The following is a 14452-nucleotide window of genomic DNA, read 5'->3' on the forward strand; positions in this document are numbered from 1 at the left end:
GAAAGGCCGTCCTCTTGTCCGTTGGCCCGTGGAACCGCTCGGTGGAGCAGCGGGCGTCTTCCAGTGAAGCAGCAGGTGTGCGGTACCCGCGCGGCAGGTGCGCGGCGGCACGCGCGCGGCGGCCGGACTAGCGCAGCAGGCGCTTCAGGCGTCTGCGTACCACCCGCGCCACCCCGGCCACGCCGTTCGCCAGCCGCAGGGCCAGCGCGCCGGAGTGGGTCGCGTACGGCTGGACCAGCAGCAGTCCGTGCCGCAGGCTCGGCAGGGCGCGTCGGCGCAGCCGGCCGGCGCCCTTCAGGGCGTGCGCCGTGAGGTCCCGCCGGGCGCCGTCCGCGAAGTGCACGGTGAGCCGCAGGTCCCAGGTCCCCGCGCCGAGCGCGGCCAGGTCGACCGGCACCTCGGCCGTCCAGCTGCCCGTGTCGGCGTCCGCGGCCGTCCCCGCGGGAGAGGGCGTGAGCTGGACCGTCGTGCGCGCCCGCGTGTGCGTGTCGTTCTCGCGCGCCGTCCAGGCCACGTCCAGCTCGCGCGGCCCGGCCTCGGCCACCCGGCCGTACAGCTCGCGCAGCCGCAGACGCAGCCGTGAGTCACGCGCGCGTACGTCCAGTTCCGCGTCCACCGTGAGCGGGAGGGCGCCGGCGGGGCGGGTCAGCAGTGGTGCCAGGGTGACCCGCGGGAGGTCGGCGGACCAGACGGGGACGCCGTCGGCGTCCCGCGCGTACGGCGGCAGCAGCCGTGCCGGGCGCGCGGCCAGTTCCCGCAGACGGGGCAGGTCGCGCGGCGCGGGCGCCTCCTGGACGACGCGGGCGATCACGCGGCCCGGCGCGCCCGGGTTCAGCTCCCAGTCGGCGGCGTCGTAGCGCGCGAGGTACTCCTGGGTGTGCGCCCACCACGCGCGCTGGTAGTCCGCGTCGCGCAGCCCCAGCTCGCGGGTGTACATCCGCACGTCGTGGTCGAGGAACTTCGCCCGCGCCGCCCGCGCCAGCTCCTTCTGCCCGGCGCCCAGCAGAGTCTCGTACGCCAGCGCGCACGCCGCCGTGCGCGCCTGCCAGTTCTCGATCCGCTCCCGGTCCAGGGAGAGCGACAGCTGCTCGGCGGACCGGCGCACGTGCCACACGTAGACCCGGTCCGGGATGAGCGCCATGCGCGGAGCGGCGGCCAGCACGCGCGAGGTGAAGACGATGTCCTCGTAGAGGTAGCGGCCGTCGGGGAAGCGGATGCCGTGCTCGCGCAGGAAGTCGGTGCGGTACAGCTTGTTGACGCACAGCGTGTCGTGGACCAGCCGGAGGCGCTCCGCGGGGCGCGCGAGGACCGTGTGCGCCGTGTAGAGAGACTCCTGCCAGGGCGTTTCGCGCCCCGAGGGCAGCTCCCGGCGCACGCACAGCCCGCTGGTGACGTCGGCGCGCGCCCCCGCGGCCGCCGCCAGCAGCGCGTCCACCGCGCCGGGCGGCAGCACGTCGTCGCTGTCCAGGAACATCACGTACGGTGCCGCCACCGCGTCGATGCCGTCGTTGCGCGGGCTGCCGCAGCCGCCGCTGTTCACGTCCCGGCGCAGCACCCGCAGCCGGGGCTCCCCGGCCGCCAGCCGGTCGAGCAGTGCCGCGCTGTCGTCCGTGGAGCAGTCGTCCACGGCGACGACCTCGGCGACCGCCGGACCCTGGGCGAGCGCCGAGCGCACGGCGTCACCCACATGAGCGATGTCGTTGTAGCCGATGACGACCACCGCGACCTGCCCAGGCCCTGGCGGCTCGGCCGCGTCGGCGCTGTCCGCCGCGTGGGCGGCGGTCGTGTCGGACGGGGCGGGCGGGGTGTGGGGGTCTGGTCGCATGGGGTCCACAGGCGGGGAGCGTAGAAATTTTCGGTAATACCGGGTTAAGAAAGGCTTACGGCTCGGTCCGGAAGACGGTCGGAATCGCGCCGGGGTTCCGGCCTCGGCGTACTCTTTTCGCTCACCTGTGAGCTCTGCCACAGCCGGGCGAACGACAGTACCGCAGCCGCCGCCAGGATCCCGTTGCGGGCCAGCATGAGCAGACAGCCGGCCCAGGTGCCGTCGACCACCGCGCCGTAGTGCATCGGGAACGCCAGGGTGCTCAGCGCGGTCGCCGCCAGGACCAGCACCGCGACCGGGCGCTGGCCGGTCGCCCGCGAGGTCAGGCAGACGGCGGCGAGTCCGAGCAGCCAGACCATGTACTGGGGGCTGATGACCCGGCTGGTGACCGTGAACAGCAGCACTGCGCACAGCGCCGCGTCGAACGGCGTGGCCTCGCTCCAGCGCCGCGCCCGAGCCCGCCACGCCACCAGCAACCCGAACGGCACCGCCGTCAGCGCCAGGCACGCCAGGGCGACGGTGTGCACGTGCGGACCGATCAGCTCGACAGCGCCGTACTGGTAGCGGGCCTGCCCGGACCATCCGAAGTGCCGCGCCAGATTCAGCGCCGTACCGCCCAGCGACTCGATCTGCACCCCGCGCCCGCGCTGCTGGCCCAGGAAGGACAGCGGGTTGCGGAAGACCGCGGCGAACAGCCCCAGGGCGACCGCCCCCACGAGGGCCGCCGTCCCCCACGCTGCGCGCGTCATCCGGCCCCGGGGCATGCCCAGCAGCACCAGCACCGGCCACACCTTCACCAGCGCGCCCAGCGCGGCACACGCCCCGCCCGCGCGCGGGGAGCGCGCCAGGGCCAACAGCGAGAGCACGGCGAGAGCGGTGACCGCCACGTCGTACCGGGCGAGCGGCAGCTGGAGCAGCAGCGGCAGGCCGCCCGTCCACAGGGCCGCGCCGCGCAGACTGCGCCCGGCGCGCGCGCCCGCGCGTACCAGCGCGGCCGTGACCAGCGCGTCCAGGGCGAGCGTCAGCAGCACGAAGGCCTGGAAGTACGTCAGCCACGGCAGCAGACCCGGCGCGAGCAGCACCGCGCCCGCGCCCGGGGGGTACTGCCAGAGCGTGTCGTGCGCCGGGAACGCGCCGTGCGCGAGGACGTCGTACCAGTGGCCGTACAGATGCCACACCTCACGGTTCAGCGTGCCCGCGCCCAGCAGCGCGGCGCTGTCGTGGGTGAGGAGCCACAGCATCAGGGCGCGGGTGGCCGGCCAGGAGACGGCGACCCCGAGGACCGGGCCGGTGTTGACACGGAGACGGTTCATCGGACCGGAGCCTAAGCGGCATACAAGTCGTATCGCGGCCGATACGCCGACATCACCACAAAAAGGTTGTCCTACGGACTGCGCGCTAGTCGGCCGCCGCCCGCACCGCCGCCTCGTCCAGCGCGCCGGTGAGCTGGTCCAGGCGGTCGCGCAGGCGGGCGATCTCCGCCGGGTCGAAGCCCGTGGCGGCGACGATGCGATGGGGTACCTCCAGGGCCCGCTCGCGCAGGGCCGTGCCCTCCTCGGTGAGCCGGACCCGCACCGAGCGCTCGTCGTGCGCGCTGCGCTCCCGGCGTACCAGCCCGGCCGCCTCCAGTCGCTTGACCAGCGGGGACAGCGTGCCGGAGTCGAGGCGCAGATGCTCGCCGAGCTTCTTGACGGGCAGGTCGCCCTGTTCCCACAGCACCAGCATCACCAGGTACTGCGGGTAGGTGAGCCCGAGGTCCTTGAGGACGACGCGGTAGACGCCGTTGAAGGCGCGCGACGCGGCGTGCAGGGAGAAACAGATCTGACGGTCCAGATGGAGCCAGCCGCCGGCGTCGGCGTCGGTCTCGGTGGAGCGGGTCGTGGCGGTCATGGTTCCAGAGTAGCGCTGGCGGACCATTTAGTTGTGCACAACTTAATTGTGTGCTCTACTTGTGTCTGTGAGGCGGCCAGGACAGGAGGTCGCCGTCACCCGGACTTTCGTCAAGGGATGGTCTTCATGGACGCGCTCTACACCGCTGTCGCCACCGCAACCCACGGTCGCGACGGTCGTGCCGTCTCCTCCGACGGCAGGATCGACCTCAAGCTGGCCCCGCCGGTGGAGATGGGTGGCAACGGCGAGGGCACCAACCCCGAGCAGCTCTTCGCCGCCGGTTACGCCGCCTGCTTCGGCAGCGCCCTCGGTCTCGTCGGCCGGCAGGCGAAGGTCGACGTCTCGGACGCGGCGGTGACCGCCGAGGTCGGCATCGGCAAGCAGGGTGAGGGCTTCGGGCTGAAGGTGACGCTGCGCGTCGAGCTGCCCGACACCGTGGACGAGGAGACCGGCCGCAAGCTGGTCGAGACCGCCCACCAGGTCTGCCCCTACTCCAACGCCACCCGCGGCAACATCGAGGTCGACCTCGTCGTCGAGTGACACACCCGTACGCCCAGGTGCCGGTTCCCTTCCTCCTCGGGAACCGGCACCTTCGTGCGCAGCAGTAGCCGTAGCCGTAGCCGTAGCCGGAGGCGGTGCTGCACCGCAGCGCGACGGGTAGGGTGCCGCTACTTCACCGCCCCCGCCATCACCCCGGACACGAACTGCCGCTGGAACGCGAAGAACACGGCCAGCGGGATCACCATGGAGATGAAGGCGCCGGGCGCCAGGACGTCGACGTTGTTGCCGAACTGCCGTACCTGCGTCTGGAGGGCGACCGTGATCGGCTGGGTGCCCGACTTGGTGAAGACCAGCGCGACCAGCATGTCGTTCCACACCCACAGGAACTGGAAGATGCCGAGGCTCGCGATCGCGGGACCGCCGAGCGGCATCACCACCCGCGCGAACAGCCGCAGTTCACCGGCACCGTCGAGCCGGGCCGCCTCCAGCAGCTCGCGCGGGATCTCCGCGAAGAAGTTCCGCAGCAGGAACACCGCGAACGGCAGCCCGAAGCCGGTGTGGAACAGGATCACCCCGAAGATCGTCCCGAACAGGCCGACCTTGCCGAACAGTTCGGCGATCGGGATCAGCGCCACCTGCACCGGCACCACCAGCAGGCTCACCACGCCGAGGAACCACCAGTCCCGGCCCGGGAACTCCATCCACGCGAACGCGTAGCCCGCGAGCGAGCCGACCACGACGACCAGGACCGTCGCCGGGACCGTGATCAGCACCGTGTTCCACAGGGAGCCGGTGATGTCCCCGTTCTCCAGCAGCTTCTGGTAGCTGTCGAAGGTGAGCTGGGACGGCTTGGTGAACACCGTCCACCAGCCGCTCGCGCTCATGTCCTGCGGGGAGCGCAGCGAGGCCAGCAGCAGACCGACGGTCGGCACCAGCCAGAACAGGCCCACGACGACGAGGAACGCGCGGACCAGGCCGCCGCTCAGCTGCTCGGCGGCGCGCGCACCGAGGGACCGCCGCGCCCTGACCGCCGTAGCGGCCGCGTCCGTCGTCCCGAGCTTCACGGCGGTCGCCCTCATCGCCGCACCTCCCGCTCCCGCCGCAGCCGCCGGATGTTGAACGCCATGACCGGGATCACCAGCACCAGCAGGAGCACCGCGATCGCGCTCGCCACACCCGGCCGGTCCTCCGCGAAGCCCTTGCGGTACAGCTCCAGGGCGAGCACGTTCGCGTCCGCCTGGGAGGAGCCCGGCGCGATGATGTAGACGAGGTCGAACACCTTCAGCACGTTGATCATCAGCGTGACGGTGACGACCGCGAGGACCGGTGCCAGCAGCGGCACGGTGATCTTCCGGAACACCTGCCACTCACTGGCGCCGTCCACCCGCGCGGCCTCCAGCAGCTCCCGGGGCACGCCCGCGAGCCCGGCCGCGATCAGCACCATCGCGAAGCCGGCCCACATCCACACGTACGCCCCGATGATCGCCGGGGTGACCAGCGTCGGGCCGAGCCACGAGACCCCGTTGTACGGCTCCCGGAAGTTGCTCGCCGGAAGCCGCAGCCGGGCGCCGTCGGCCGAGGCGGGCAGGGTGAAGGTGCCGTCACCGGCCGCCCGGGTGGCGGCGACCACCTTGCCGTCCTTGACCGCCTCGATCCGCATCCCGGCGTAGCCCAGCTCGGACGGGTCGGGCACGCCGAGCCGGCCCACGCCCTTGCCGCGCGTGAAGTCCTGCCAAGTGGTGCCGGTGATCCTGCCCGGCTCCGGCTCGGCGGCGACGGCCCTCTTCGCGCCGTCCGGCATCTGGTCCGGGGCGACACCGACGAGGGGCAGGGCGACCGTCTGCCCGGCGTGCACGGTGGCCGATGTGATGAACCCGCCCCGGTCGGGCTCGAGCGGCGACTGGCGGCCCGGGTGGGCCTTGGGGAACGCCGAGGACTTCGCGAAGGTGTCGTGCACCCCCACCCACACCGCGTTCGCGACGCCCTTGTGCGGATCCTGGTCGTACACCAGCCGGAAGATGATCCCGGCCGCCAGCATCGAGATCGCCATCGGCATGAAGACGACCAGCTTGAACGCCGTCCCCCAGCGCACCTTCTCGGTCAGCACCGCGAAGACCAGACCGAGCGCGGTGGAGACCGTGGGCGCGAACACCACCCAGATGACGTTGTTCCTGAACGCGGTGCGGATGCCGTCGTCGGTGAAGAGGGTCCTGTAGTTGTCGACCCCTGCGAAGCCGTGGCCGGAGTTGCCCACGAAGCTGCGGACGAACGAGTACCCGATCGGGTAGACCACGAGCGCGCCGAGCAGCACCAGGGCGGGCAGCAGGAACAGCGCTGCCACCGCCCTGCGGGTGCCGGTCACGTTCTTGCGGCCGCGGGGCGCGGCGGGACCCGGCGGGGCCCCGGCCGCCGCTGCTGCCGACGCCATCGCCGGCTCAGCTCCCGCTTCCGTAGGCCGCCGCCGCGTCCTTCTCCAGCTTCGCCTGGGTGCCCGCCACGTCCGACGGGTTGCGCAGGAAGTCCTGCAGGTCCTTCCACTCGCCCTTGCCGGGCGTGCCGCCGAAGGACTGCGGCGCCTGGTCGGACATGTCGAAGCGGAAGTCGTCGCCGGACGCGATCAGCGCCTTGGCGATCTTCTGCTGCACCTCGTTCGGGTACGCCGAGACCGGCACGCTCCTGTTCGGCGAGAGATAGCCGCCGAGCTTCGCCTGGATCGTCGCCGCGTCCGGTGAGGCGAGGAAGGTGACCAGCGCCTGGGCCGCCTTGGAGTCCTTCAGGACCACCGCCGCGTCCCCGCCGGAGACCACGGGCGCGCTCGCGCCGACCGCCGGGAACGGGAACACCTTCGCGTCCGTACCCACCTTCGCCTTGGTCTCACCGATGTTGACCTGCACGAAGTCGCCCTCGTAGACCATCACGGCCTTCGGCTGGTCGCCGCCGGTGAAGGTCTGGGTGACCGAGGCCGGGAACTCGGTCTGCAGCGCCCCGCTCTGGCCGCCCGCGAGGTAGTCCTTCTTGCCCCAGATCTGCCGAAGCGTTTCGAGCGCCTGCTTGACCGAGGGGTCCGTCCACTTGATCTTGTGCTGGGTGAGCTGGTCGTACTTCTCCGGCCCGGCCTGCGACAGATAGACGTTCTCGAACCAGTCCGTCAGCGGCCAGCCGTCCGCGCCCGCCACGGAGAACGGCGTCACCCCGGAGTCGTACACCGCCTGCGCGGTGGTCAGCAGGTCCTTCCAGGTCTTCGGTTCCTTGGCGCCCGCGTTGGCGAAGGCCTTGGCGTTGTACCAGATCAGCGACTTGTTGGCGGCCTTGTAGTAGACGCCGTACTGCTTGCCGGCGACCTTGCCGATGTCCTGCCAGCCCTGCGAGTAGTTCTTCTGCAACTCCTTCAGGGCCTCCGGGCCGAGCGGCTTGGCCCATTTCTGCTGCACGGCCTGCTTGATGGCACCGGGCTGCGGCAGCATCGCCACGTCCGGCGGCTGACCGCCCGCGATCTTCGAACCGAGGAAGTTGATGATCGGGTCCTGGGCGGGCACGAAGGTGACCGTCGCTCCGGTGCGCTTCTCGAACTCGGCCAGCACCTGCTTGAAGTTGCTCTGTTCCTGGCCGGTCCAGACGGCGGCGATCTCCAGATGGGCGCCGGTCAGCTTCGGCAGGCTGACGGTGGGGCCGGTGGGGGTGCTCCCGCCGCCCGTGGTGCTCTTGTCGCTGTTGCCACTCTTGTCGCCGCTGCTGGAGCACGCGGAGAGCGCGAGGGCCCCTGCGAGCAGGGCGGCGACGGTGGTGACGGTCCTGCGTGTCCGGATGGTGCTGCTGCTCTGGCTGCGCATCACTTCCCCGTTCGTCGTTCTTCGTTGAACGTCGTTGGACATGAGTGAACATCGCTGAACGTCAAGACGATTGTCCCGTGCGGTCCGGTGTACGCCGGGCCGCTCAGAGCGGGCAAGAGCGCCTGCGGGGGCAGAGCGGTGATCGTGACCGGCTCGTGACCGGCAGTGTATGCGTACCGGTTTCCGGCTTCAGAGCAGGGACGGCACGCGCGTCGCCGACACCTCCCGGGCAGCGCGCTCCACCGCGCTCGCCAGCAGGGCCAGATCGGTCGGGCCGTTGCCCAGCTCCCGCACCGGCCGGCGGGCCGGCGGGTCGCCCATGCGGGCCCAGTCCAGCGGGACGACCGTGGGCCGCTGGGTCGCGGTCCGCGGGATACGCCCCGTCACCCGGCCCGCCTGGAATCCGGTGACCCGGCCGTCCGCGGACGCCAACTGGCCGCGCCCCGGCGCCGGTTCGTCCGGACCCGCCTTCGGCGCCTCCAGCGCGACCCGCAGCGTGGCCCGGCGGGCCGGCTCGGTCTCCGCCGTACGGCCGCCGGCCCCGGCCGCCGCCACCAGGTGCACGCCGAGCCGCCCGCCCTCCCGGGCCACCGCCTCCAGCGCTCGCATCACCGACCCGGCGGCGGGCCGGCCGGGTGACCCGAGCGGGGGTGAGACCAGCGCGTCCAGGTCGTCGACGACCACCACGAGCCGGGGCAACGGCGGCGCCGCCTCGGCCCGTTGGCGGGCGGCGGCACCCGGCCGCAGCCGCAGGGTGGAGCTGGGCGGTGCCTCTATGTCCCCGGACGAGGGGGCGGAGGAACCGGCGCAGGACGTGCGCTGCGCGACGATACGGCCCGACAGCGCGCGATTCGTGTGCCACTCGGCGAAGTCCGTCCGGCCCAGCAGCTCCGCGCGCCGCTTCAGCTCGGAGGCCAGCGACTGGGCGAACTCCCGCATGCGCACGGGGTCGTTGGCGATGAGGTGGGTGGTCACGTGCGGTATGTCGGTGCACACCCGCAACCCCTCGCCGCGGGCCGCGCTCGCTCCCACCCCGTCCCGCCCGTCGATCAGGACGATGCCCAGCCGGTCCGGCCGCTCGGCGGCGGCCAGCGAGGCCACCACGGACCGCAGCAGCTCCGTACGGCCGCTGCCGGCCGGCCCCTCGATCAGCAGATGCGGCCCGTCGGCCACCAGCTCGGCGATGAGCGGCCCGCGCGGCCCGGCGCCGAGCACCGCCCGCGCGCGGCCACCGAGGGCCTGGGTGTCGTCGGCGGCGTCGGCCCAGCGCGCCATCAGCGAGGCCGGGGTGGCCCGGGCCAGCCCCAACTCGTCCAGCAGCCGGGCCGACTGGGGCAGCGGCGCCGCCACGCGGGCGTGCGGCTCGGCGACCGGGCCGTCCGGCCGCAGCGGCGCCAGCGCCCGCGCGAACCGCTCCGCCCAGGCGCCGGACACCGCGTCGACGGCGGCGAGGGCACCGGGGCCGACGGGCCCGCCCGGCGCCACCCGCATGACATGCAGCCCGGTGGCGACGTCCCCGCTGAGCAGGGCCGCGGCACCGCAGTGCCGGAACGTCGGCGTCGCCGCACAGGCCGCCTCGTACACCGCGGCCACCGGCGACTCGGCCGACGCGGGCGCGGTCTCGGCCAGGGACACCACATGCACCCCGACCCGCGGCCCAGCCACGGCGAGCCGCGCGAGAGCCTCCCGCAGCGCGGCGCCCCCGGGATCGCCGTCCACCACGACGACCGTGTACGGCCCCGGGAAGCCGCCGATCCCGGCGGCGTCCGCGCCGTCCCTCGCCCAGGAGGGACGCCGGGGGACATCGGCCGGGGAGGCGGCGCGGACGGCGGCAGCGGGGTACGCGTCGTGGGCCGGGGCGCTTGCTCCGCCGGGGGTGTGTCCGGGCGGGCGGGCCCCCCGGGCGGGGGAGCCCTGGGGCTCCGGGGCGGTGTGTCGGGTGGCCGCGCCGGGGGTGCCGACGGGGTACGTGCCGTGGCCGGAGGCCGGGGAGGGGGCGGGTGCGTTCGGGATGCCGGATGCCGCCGTCGTCTCCCGGCCGTGTCCCGGGGCGGCCGGGCGGGCGTCCGGGTCGTGGCCGAAACCGGGTGCTGCGCCGGCGGATGGGCCGGGGTGCCCCGGGAAGCCGGAGGCTGTGGGCTGCTCGGGCATGGCGGGTGCGCCGCGCGAGGCGGCTCCGCCGACGGGAGCCGCGGTGCCGGGCGGTGCCGGGGCGCCCTGGACGGGCGGGTTCTGGTCGTGGGGCGCTGGACGAGGACCGCGCGTGGTCGAGGCGGATGGCGCGCCGGGCCCGGGGCCGGCCGGGGCCGGGCCGCCGGAGGCGGGGGTGTCCGACGGTGTGCGCTGGTGGGGCGGGGCCTGGGCGACGGCGCCCGCGAACGTGCCGCGCGCGGCCGCGGTGCCCCGCACCGTGCCGCCGGTGGGGTGGGTCGCGTTCCGGCCGGTGGCCGTGTGGTCGTCCAGCCGGCGCAGCAGTTCCTCCGCGCGGGCCGCGGCCTGTTCGCGGTCGTAGGCGAGCAGCAGGCGGCAGTCCTGGCCGTGGCCGGGCCGGACATGCGGGAGCCAGCCCAGCCAGGACCACTCGGCCGTGCGCTCCTCGACGGGACGGGAGCGGTCGGCGCTGATCAGCACGATCTCCAGCAGGTCGGGAGAGTGCAGCGCGGCGAGCTGGGCCAGCACCGCGCGGGCCAGCCCGGACAGCCGGGGGCGCGGGCCGGCCAGGCCCAGCGAGCCCGCCTCGCGCAGGGCCGCCGTCACCGGCACGGCGGGCAGCAGACCCGAGCCGTCCGGCGCGCTCCGGTCGGCCGTGCCCACCCTGACCGTCAGCGTCTCGGGGTGGCTCGGCCCGCGCTCCCACAGCCGGGGGCCGGGACCGAGCGCGGTCAGCAGCAGGGCGGCGGGATCCGGCCAGGTCTCCGGCAGGCGCGGCGCGTCGGACACCGGGGCGGTGCCGGGGGAGGGGGCCGCCGTGGTGTCGTACGCCTGCGCGCCCCCAGGCTGCTCCGCACGACCGCCGGCCAGCCGCCGCGCCCACTTGCCGAGCCCGCGCCGCCGGGCGCCCTGCGGGCCGGAGACGTCGGCCCCCCGCGCGGGCGCGCTCCCACGGCCGCTGCCCGGCGACTCCGCACCGGCGCCGCCGATCCCGCCGACGCCGATCGCCCCGCCGGGCCCGTCAGTACCGCCGCTTCCGAAAGCCCCGGCACCACCAGGCTCCCCGACCTCGCCGGCGTCACCGGCGACCCCGCGCCCGTGGGTGCCGCTACCGCCGAACCCACCGGCTCCACCTATCCCGGAAACACCACCAATCCCGCCACCACCAAGCCCCCCAGCTTCCCCGACCCCGAACCGCCCCCCGTGCGTGTCGCCGCCGGAAGCCGTACCCGCCGCGCGCTCGTTCCCGCCCGCTCCCGCCTGTCCGGGGACCAGGGGCGATTCCGCCCGGCCATGGACCTCACCGGCGCGGGCGGGGGCACTGCCGGCGGCGGCCCGGCCCGCGCCGCCCGCCGAGGGCGAGTCCGCGGTCGGCGGTGCGGAGCGGTCGGCGGACCCCGCCGGGGCGACCCGCAGGCAGCCCTCCCCGTCCGGCACCGCTCGCACGCGCGCCCCCGGACCCCCGGCCGGGGTGACCCGGAGCGCCGACTCGCCGATCCGCAGCAGGCCCCCGGCGGGGACCCGCACCGGCCGCTCGCCGACCCGGACCCCGTCGAGCACCGTGCCGTTCGTGGAGCCGAGGTCGGCGACCGAGACGCGGCCGTCGGGGCCGACCGTGACCGCGCAGTGCAGCCGGGAGACGTCGGGGTCGTCCAGCGGGACGTCCGCGTCGGCGGAACGGCCGACGGTGATCCGGCCGCCGTGCAGCAGATGGACCCCGCCCGCGTCCGGGCCCGCGACGACGTGCAGCTGGGTCGGCGCCTCGTCCAGCTCGGGATGCGGCTCGGCCGCCGCGGGGGCGCCCAGCGACAGCACGGCTCCGTCGACCAGGGGAGGCTCGCCGAGGGTGCAGCGGCGCGGGTCCAGGCGGTCCGTGCCGGCGTACAGGACGACGCCGGAACCGGAGGCGTCGCGGCCCTGCGCGGCTTCCCCGCCGACCGCCCCGGCCAGCGCGGAGGCGACCGCGGCCAGGTCCGTGCCCGTGGGCGCCGTGACCAGCACGTCGCGGCTCGCGGCGCGGCCCCGCTGCGGGGACGGGCCCAGCGGGTCTACGACGGTCAGCCGGATCTGCATCCCCACCCCAACACGAGCACGTCGGCCAGTACTGAAAGGCATCCTCGCACCTGCCACTGACAACTCGCCCGGCACCCGGTAACAAGTGATCTTGATTGGTCGGCTCTGCCCCCAAAAGTGCCTGACCAGTGATCCGCCGACGATCACTTGAGATCGGTCACGTCCGGTCGGCGGCAACCGACGAACCGGAGCGAGCGTCTTTCCGTCGAACACATCGAACATGCTCGGGAACGCGTACGTAGTGCCCAGGAAGGCGGCACTACAGTGGGTCGGACAACCGGAACGACCACCGGAATGCAGGCAACCAAGCATCAGCAAGCAGCAGGGAGCGCGTGACGTGCGGCCAGTCGGCAGCAAGTACCTGCTTGAGGAGCCGCTCGGACGCGGCGCCACAGGCACCGTCTGGCGTGCCCGCCAGCGTGAGGCCGCGGGCGCCGAGGCGGCCGTGGCCGGCCAGCCCGGGGAGACGCTCGCGATCAAGGTCCTCAAGGAGGAGCTGGCGAGCGACCCGGACATCGTGATGCGCTTCCTGCGCGAGCGCTCCGTACTGCTCCGGCTCACCCACCCCAACATCGTCCGGGTCCGCGACCTGGTCGTCGAGGGCGATCTGCTGGCCCTGGTCATGGACCTCGTCGACGGCCCCGACCTGCACCGCTACCTGCGCGAGAACGGCCCCCTCACGCCGGTCGCCGCCGCGCTGCTGACGGCCCAGATCGCCGACGCGCTCGCCGCGAGCCACGCCGACGGCATCGTGCACCGGGACCTGAAGCCCGCCAACGTGCTGCTCGCGCAGGCCGGCGGCCAGATGCACCCGATGCTGACCGACTTCGGCATCGCCCGCCTCGCCGACTCCCCGGGCCTGACCCGCACCCACGAGTTCGTCGGCACGCCCGCGTACGTGGCGCCGGAGTCCGCCGAGGGCCGGCCGCAGACCTCCGCGGTGGACGTCTACGGCGCGGGCATCCTGCTGTACGAGCTGGTCACCGGCCGCCCGCCCTTCTCCGGCAGCACGGCGCTCGAAGTGCTGCACCAGCACCTGAGCGCCGAGCCGCGCCGCCCCTCCACCGTCCCGGACCCGCTGTGGACGGTCATAGACCGCTGTCTGCGCAAGAACCCCGAGGGGCGGCCGAGCGCCGAGAGCCTCGCGCGGGGCCTGCGCGTCGTCGCCGAGGGCATCGGCGTGCACGCGAACGCGGCCCAGATCGCCGCCGCCGAGGGCGTGGGCGCGCTGCTCGCGCCCGACCCGGCGCCGACGGCCGTACCGGGCGTGCCCGGCGCCGCCGACCCCACCCAGGTGCTGCCGACGAACGCGCCGCAGCAGGCGTACGACCCGAGCGCGGCGACGAGTGTCCTGCCGCACACCGGCGGTCCCGGTCCGGGCTCCTTCGGCGCCGCCGATCCCACCGCCGTACTGCCGAGCACGGGGGCCGCCGACCCGACGGCCGTGCTGCCGGGCGCCGGTCCGCAGGGGCAGCCGGGCCCGCAGGGGCAGCAGCCCGAGCAGCCGCACCCCTGGCAGAACCAGCTGCGCGCCGCCCGCGACCGCAACGAGCAGACGCAGGTGCAGTACCTGTCCCCGGAGGACGACCCGCTGCGCCACCGGCCGCAGCGCCAGGTCGCCCGCCCCCAGCAGCAGCCGCGCCCGGCCCCGCGGCCCCGCCCGCAGCAGCCGCAGCCGCGCGGCCGGCAGGGGTACCAGCAGGGCTACGGCTACGGCGGGCAGCAGCCCCAGCAGTACGCCCCGCCGCAGGCACCGCAGCGGTACGCGCCGCCCGCCGCGGAGCCGCAGCGCCCCGCGCGCGAGCCGCGCGAGCCGCGCCGGCGCAGCGCCAACCCGATGCGGATCCCCGGGCTCGGCTGCCTGAAGGGCTGCCTGTTCACGATCGTCATCCTGGTCGTGGCGAGCTGGCTGATCTACGAACTGACCCCGCTGCACACCTGGGTCGGCCAGGGCCGCAGCTACTGGCACGAGGTGTCCCACTGGGTCGGCCAGGTCAGCAAGTGGGCCAAGGACCTGGGCGGTTCCTCGGGCAACTAGAGGGCGACTGATCCCGGAACGCCCGTAACCTGACCGCGACTTTGCGGATTTGTCGACATCTGGCGGGTGATTTCCGCCTCCTCGGCGGAGGTTGGCTCCTCGGACGCGTAGTTTTGACGCACCACGCGACACCACGCGTCTGCA

Annotated in this window: 9 protein-coding genes; 2 read left to right on the plus strand and 7 right to left on the minus strand. The window is 74.2% G+C overall.

What is annotated here, in order from left to right; genetic code table 11:
* Positions 1-127: 127 nt before the first annotated feature.
* The 3 genes from ACZ60X_RS21830 to ACZ60X_RS21840 all read right to left on the minus strand — a co-directional run bounded on the left by ACZ60X_RS21830 (position 128) and on the right by ACZ60X_RS21840 (position 3715).
* Complete coding sequence (locus tag ACZ60X_RS21830; protein ID WP_469600832.1) at positions 128-1825, minus strand: glycosyltransferase family 2 protein; 1698 nt, start codon at positions 1823-1825, stop codon at positions 128-130.
* 44 nt (positions 1826-1869) lie between these two features.
* Positions 1870-3138 (minus strand): glycosyltransferase 87 family protein, encoded by a 1269-nt coding sequence (locus ACZ60X_RS21835; protein WP_469600835.1) that lies wholly within the window; start codon positions 3136-3138, stop codon positions 1870-1872.
* A gap of 85 nt (positions 3139-3223) precedes the next feature.
* Positions 3224-3715: a MarR family winged helix-turn-helix transcriptional regulator gene (locus ACZ60X_RS21840; protein ID WP_469600837.1), complete on the minus strand. Its 492-nt coding sequence runs from the start codon at positions 3713-3715 to the stop codon at positions 3224-3226.
* Positions 3716-3841: 126 nt separating this feature from the next.
* Here ACZ60X_RS21840 and ACZ60X_RS21845 point away from each other — a divergent pair, with 126 nt between their 5' ends.
* Positions 3842-4255, plus strand: coding sequence for an organic hydroperoxide resistance protein (locus tag ACZ60X_RS21845; RefSeq protein ID WP_469600840.1), 414 nt, complete (start codon positions 3842-3844; stop codon positions 4253-4255).
* 128 nt (positions 4256-4383) lie between these two features.
* On the opposite strand, the gene ACZ60X_RS21850 is transcribed toward ACZ60X_RS21845, so the two are convergent.
* From ACZ60X_RS21850 to ACZ60X_RS21865, 4 genes are all read right to left on the minus strand, one after another.
* Positions 4384-5295, minus strand: a complete 912-nt coding sequence (locus ACZ60X_RS21850; RefSeq protein WP_469600844.1) for a carbohydrate ABC transporter permease — start codon at positions 5293-5295, stop codon at positions 4384-4386.
* Positions 5292-6644: a carbohydrate ABC transporter permease gene (locus tag ACZ60X_RS21855; RefSeq protein ID WP_469600846.1), complete on the minus strand. Its 1353-nt coding sequence runs from the start codon at positions 6642-6644 to the stop codon at positions 5292-5294. The genes ACZ60X_RS21850 and ACZ60X_RS21855 overlap by 4 nt, the downstream gene beginning before the upstream one ends.
* Before the next feature lie 7 nt (positions 6645-6651).
* Complete coding sequence (locus tag ACZ60X_RS21860) at positions 6652-8046, minus strand: ABC transporter substrate-binding protein (protein WP_469600849.1); 1395 nt, start codon at positions 8044-8046, stop codon at positions 6652-6654.
* Between the two features lie 189 nt (positions 8047-8235).
* Positions 8236-12270 (minus strand): FHA domain-containing protein, encoded by a 4035-nt coding sequence (locus ACZ60X_RS21865; protein ID WP_469601574.1) that lies wholly within the window; start codon positions 12268-12270, stop codon positions 8236-8238.
* A gap of 337 nt (positions 12271-12607) precedes the next feature.
* On the opposite strand from ACZ60X_RS21865, the gene ACZ60X_RS21870 reads away from it, so the two are divergent.
* Complete coding sequence (locus tag ACZ60X_RS21870; RefSeq protein ID WP_469600852.1) at positions 12608-14308, plus strand: serine/threonine-protein kinase; 1701 nt, start codon at positions 12608-12610, stop codon at positions 14306-14308.
* Positions 14309-14452 lie beyond the last annotated feature (144 nt).

Source organism: Streptomyces sp. NPDC104106 (genome assembly GCF_055584345.1).

Coding starts and splice junctions, on each gene's coding strand:
- ACZ60X_RS21830 (WP_469600832.1), bottom strand. CDS start 1,825: ATGCGACCAGACCCCCACACCCCGCCCGCCCCGTCCGACACGACCGCC.
- ACZ60X_RS21835 (WP_469600835.1), bottom strand. CDS start 3,138: ATGAACCGTCTCCGTGTCAACACCGGCCCGGTCCTCGGGGTCGCCGTC.
- ACZ60X_RS21840 (WP_469600837.1), bottom strand. CDS start 3,715: ATGACCGCCACGACCCGCTCCACCGAGACCGACGCCGACGCCGGCGGC.
- ACZ60X_RS21845 (WP_469600840.1), top strand. CDS start 3,842: ATGGACGCGCTCTACACCGCTGTCGCCACCGCAACCCACGGTCGCGAC.
- ACZ60X_RS21850 (WP_469600844.1), bottom strand. CDS start 5,295: ATGAGGGCGACCGCCGTGAAGCTCGGGACGACGGACGCGGCCGCTACG.
- ACZ60X_RS21855 (WP_469600846.1), bottom strand. CDS start 6,644: ATGGCGTCGGCAGCAGCGGCGGCCGGGGCCCCGCCGGGTCCCGCCGCG.
- ACZ60X_RS21860 (WP_469600849.1), bottom strand. CDS start 8,046: ATGCGCAGCCAGAGCAGCAGCACCATCCGGACACGCAGGACCGTCACC.
- ACZ60X_RS21865 (WP_469601574.1), bottom strand. CDS start 12,270: ATGCAGATCCGGCTGACCGTCGTAGACCCGCTGGGCCCGTCCCCGCAG.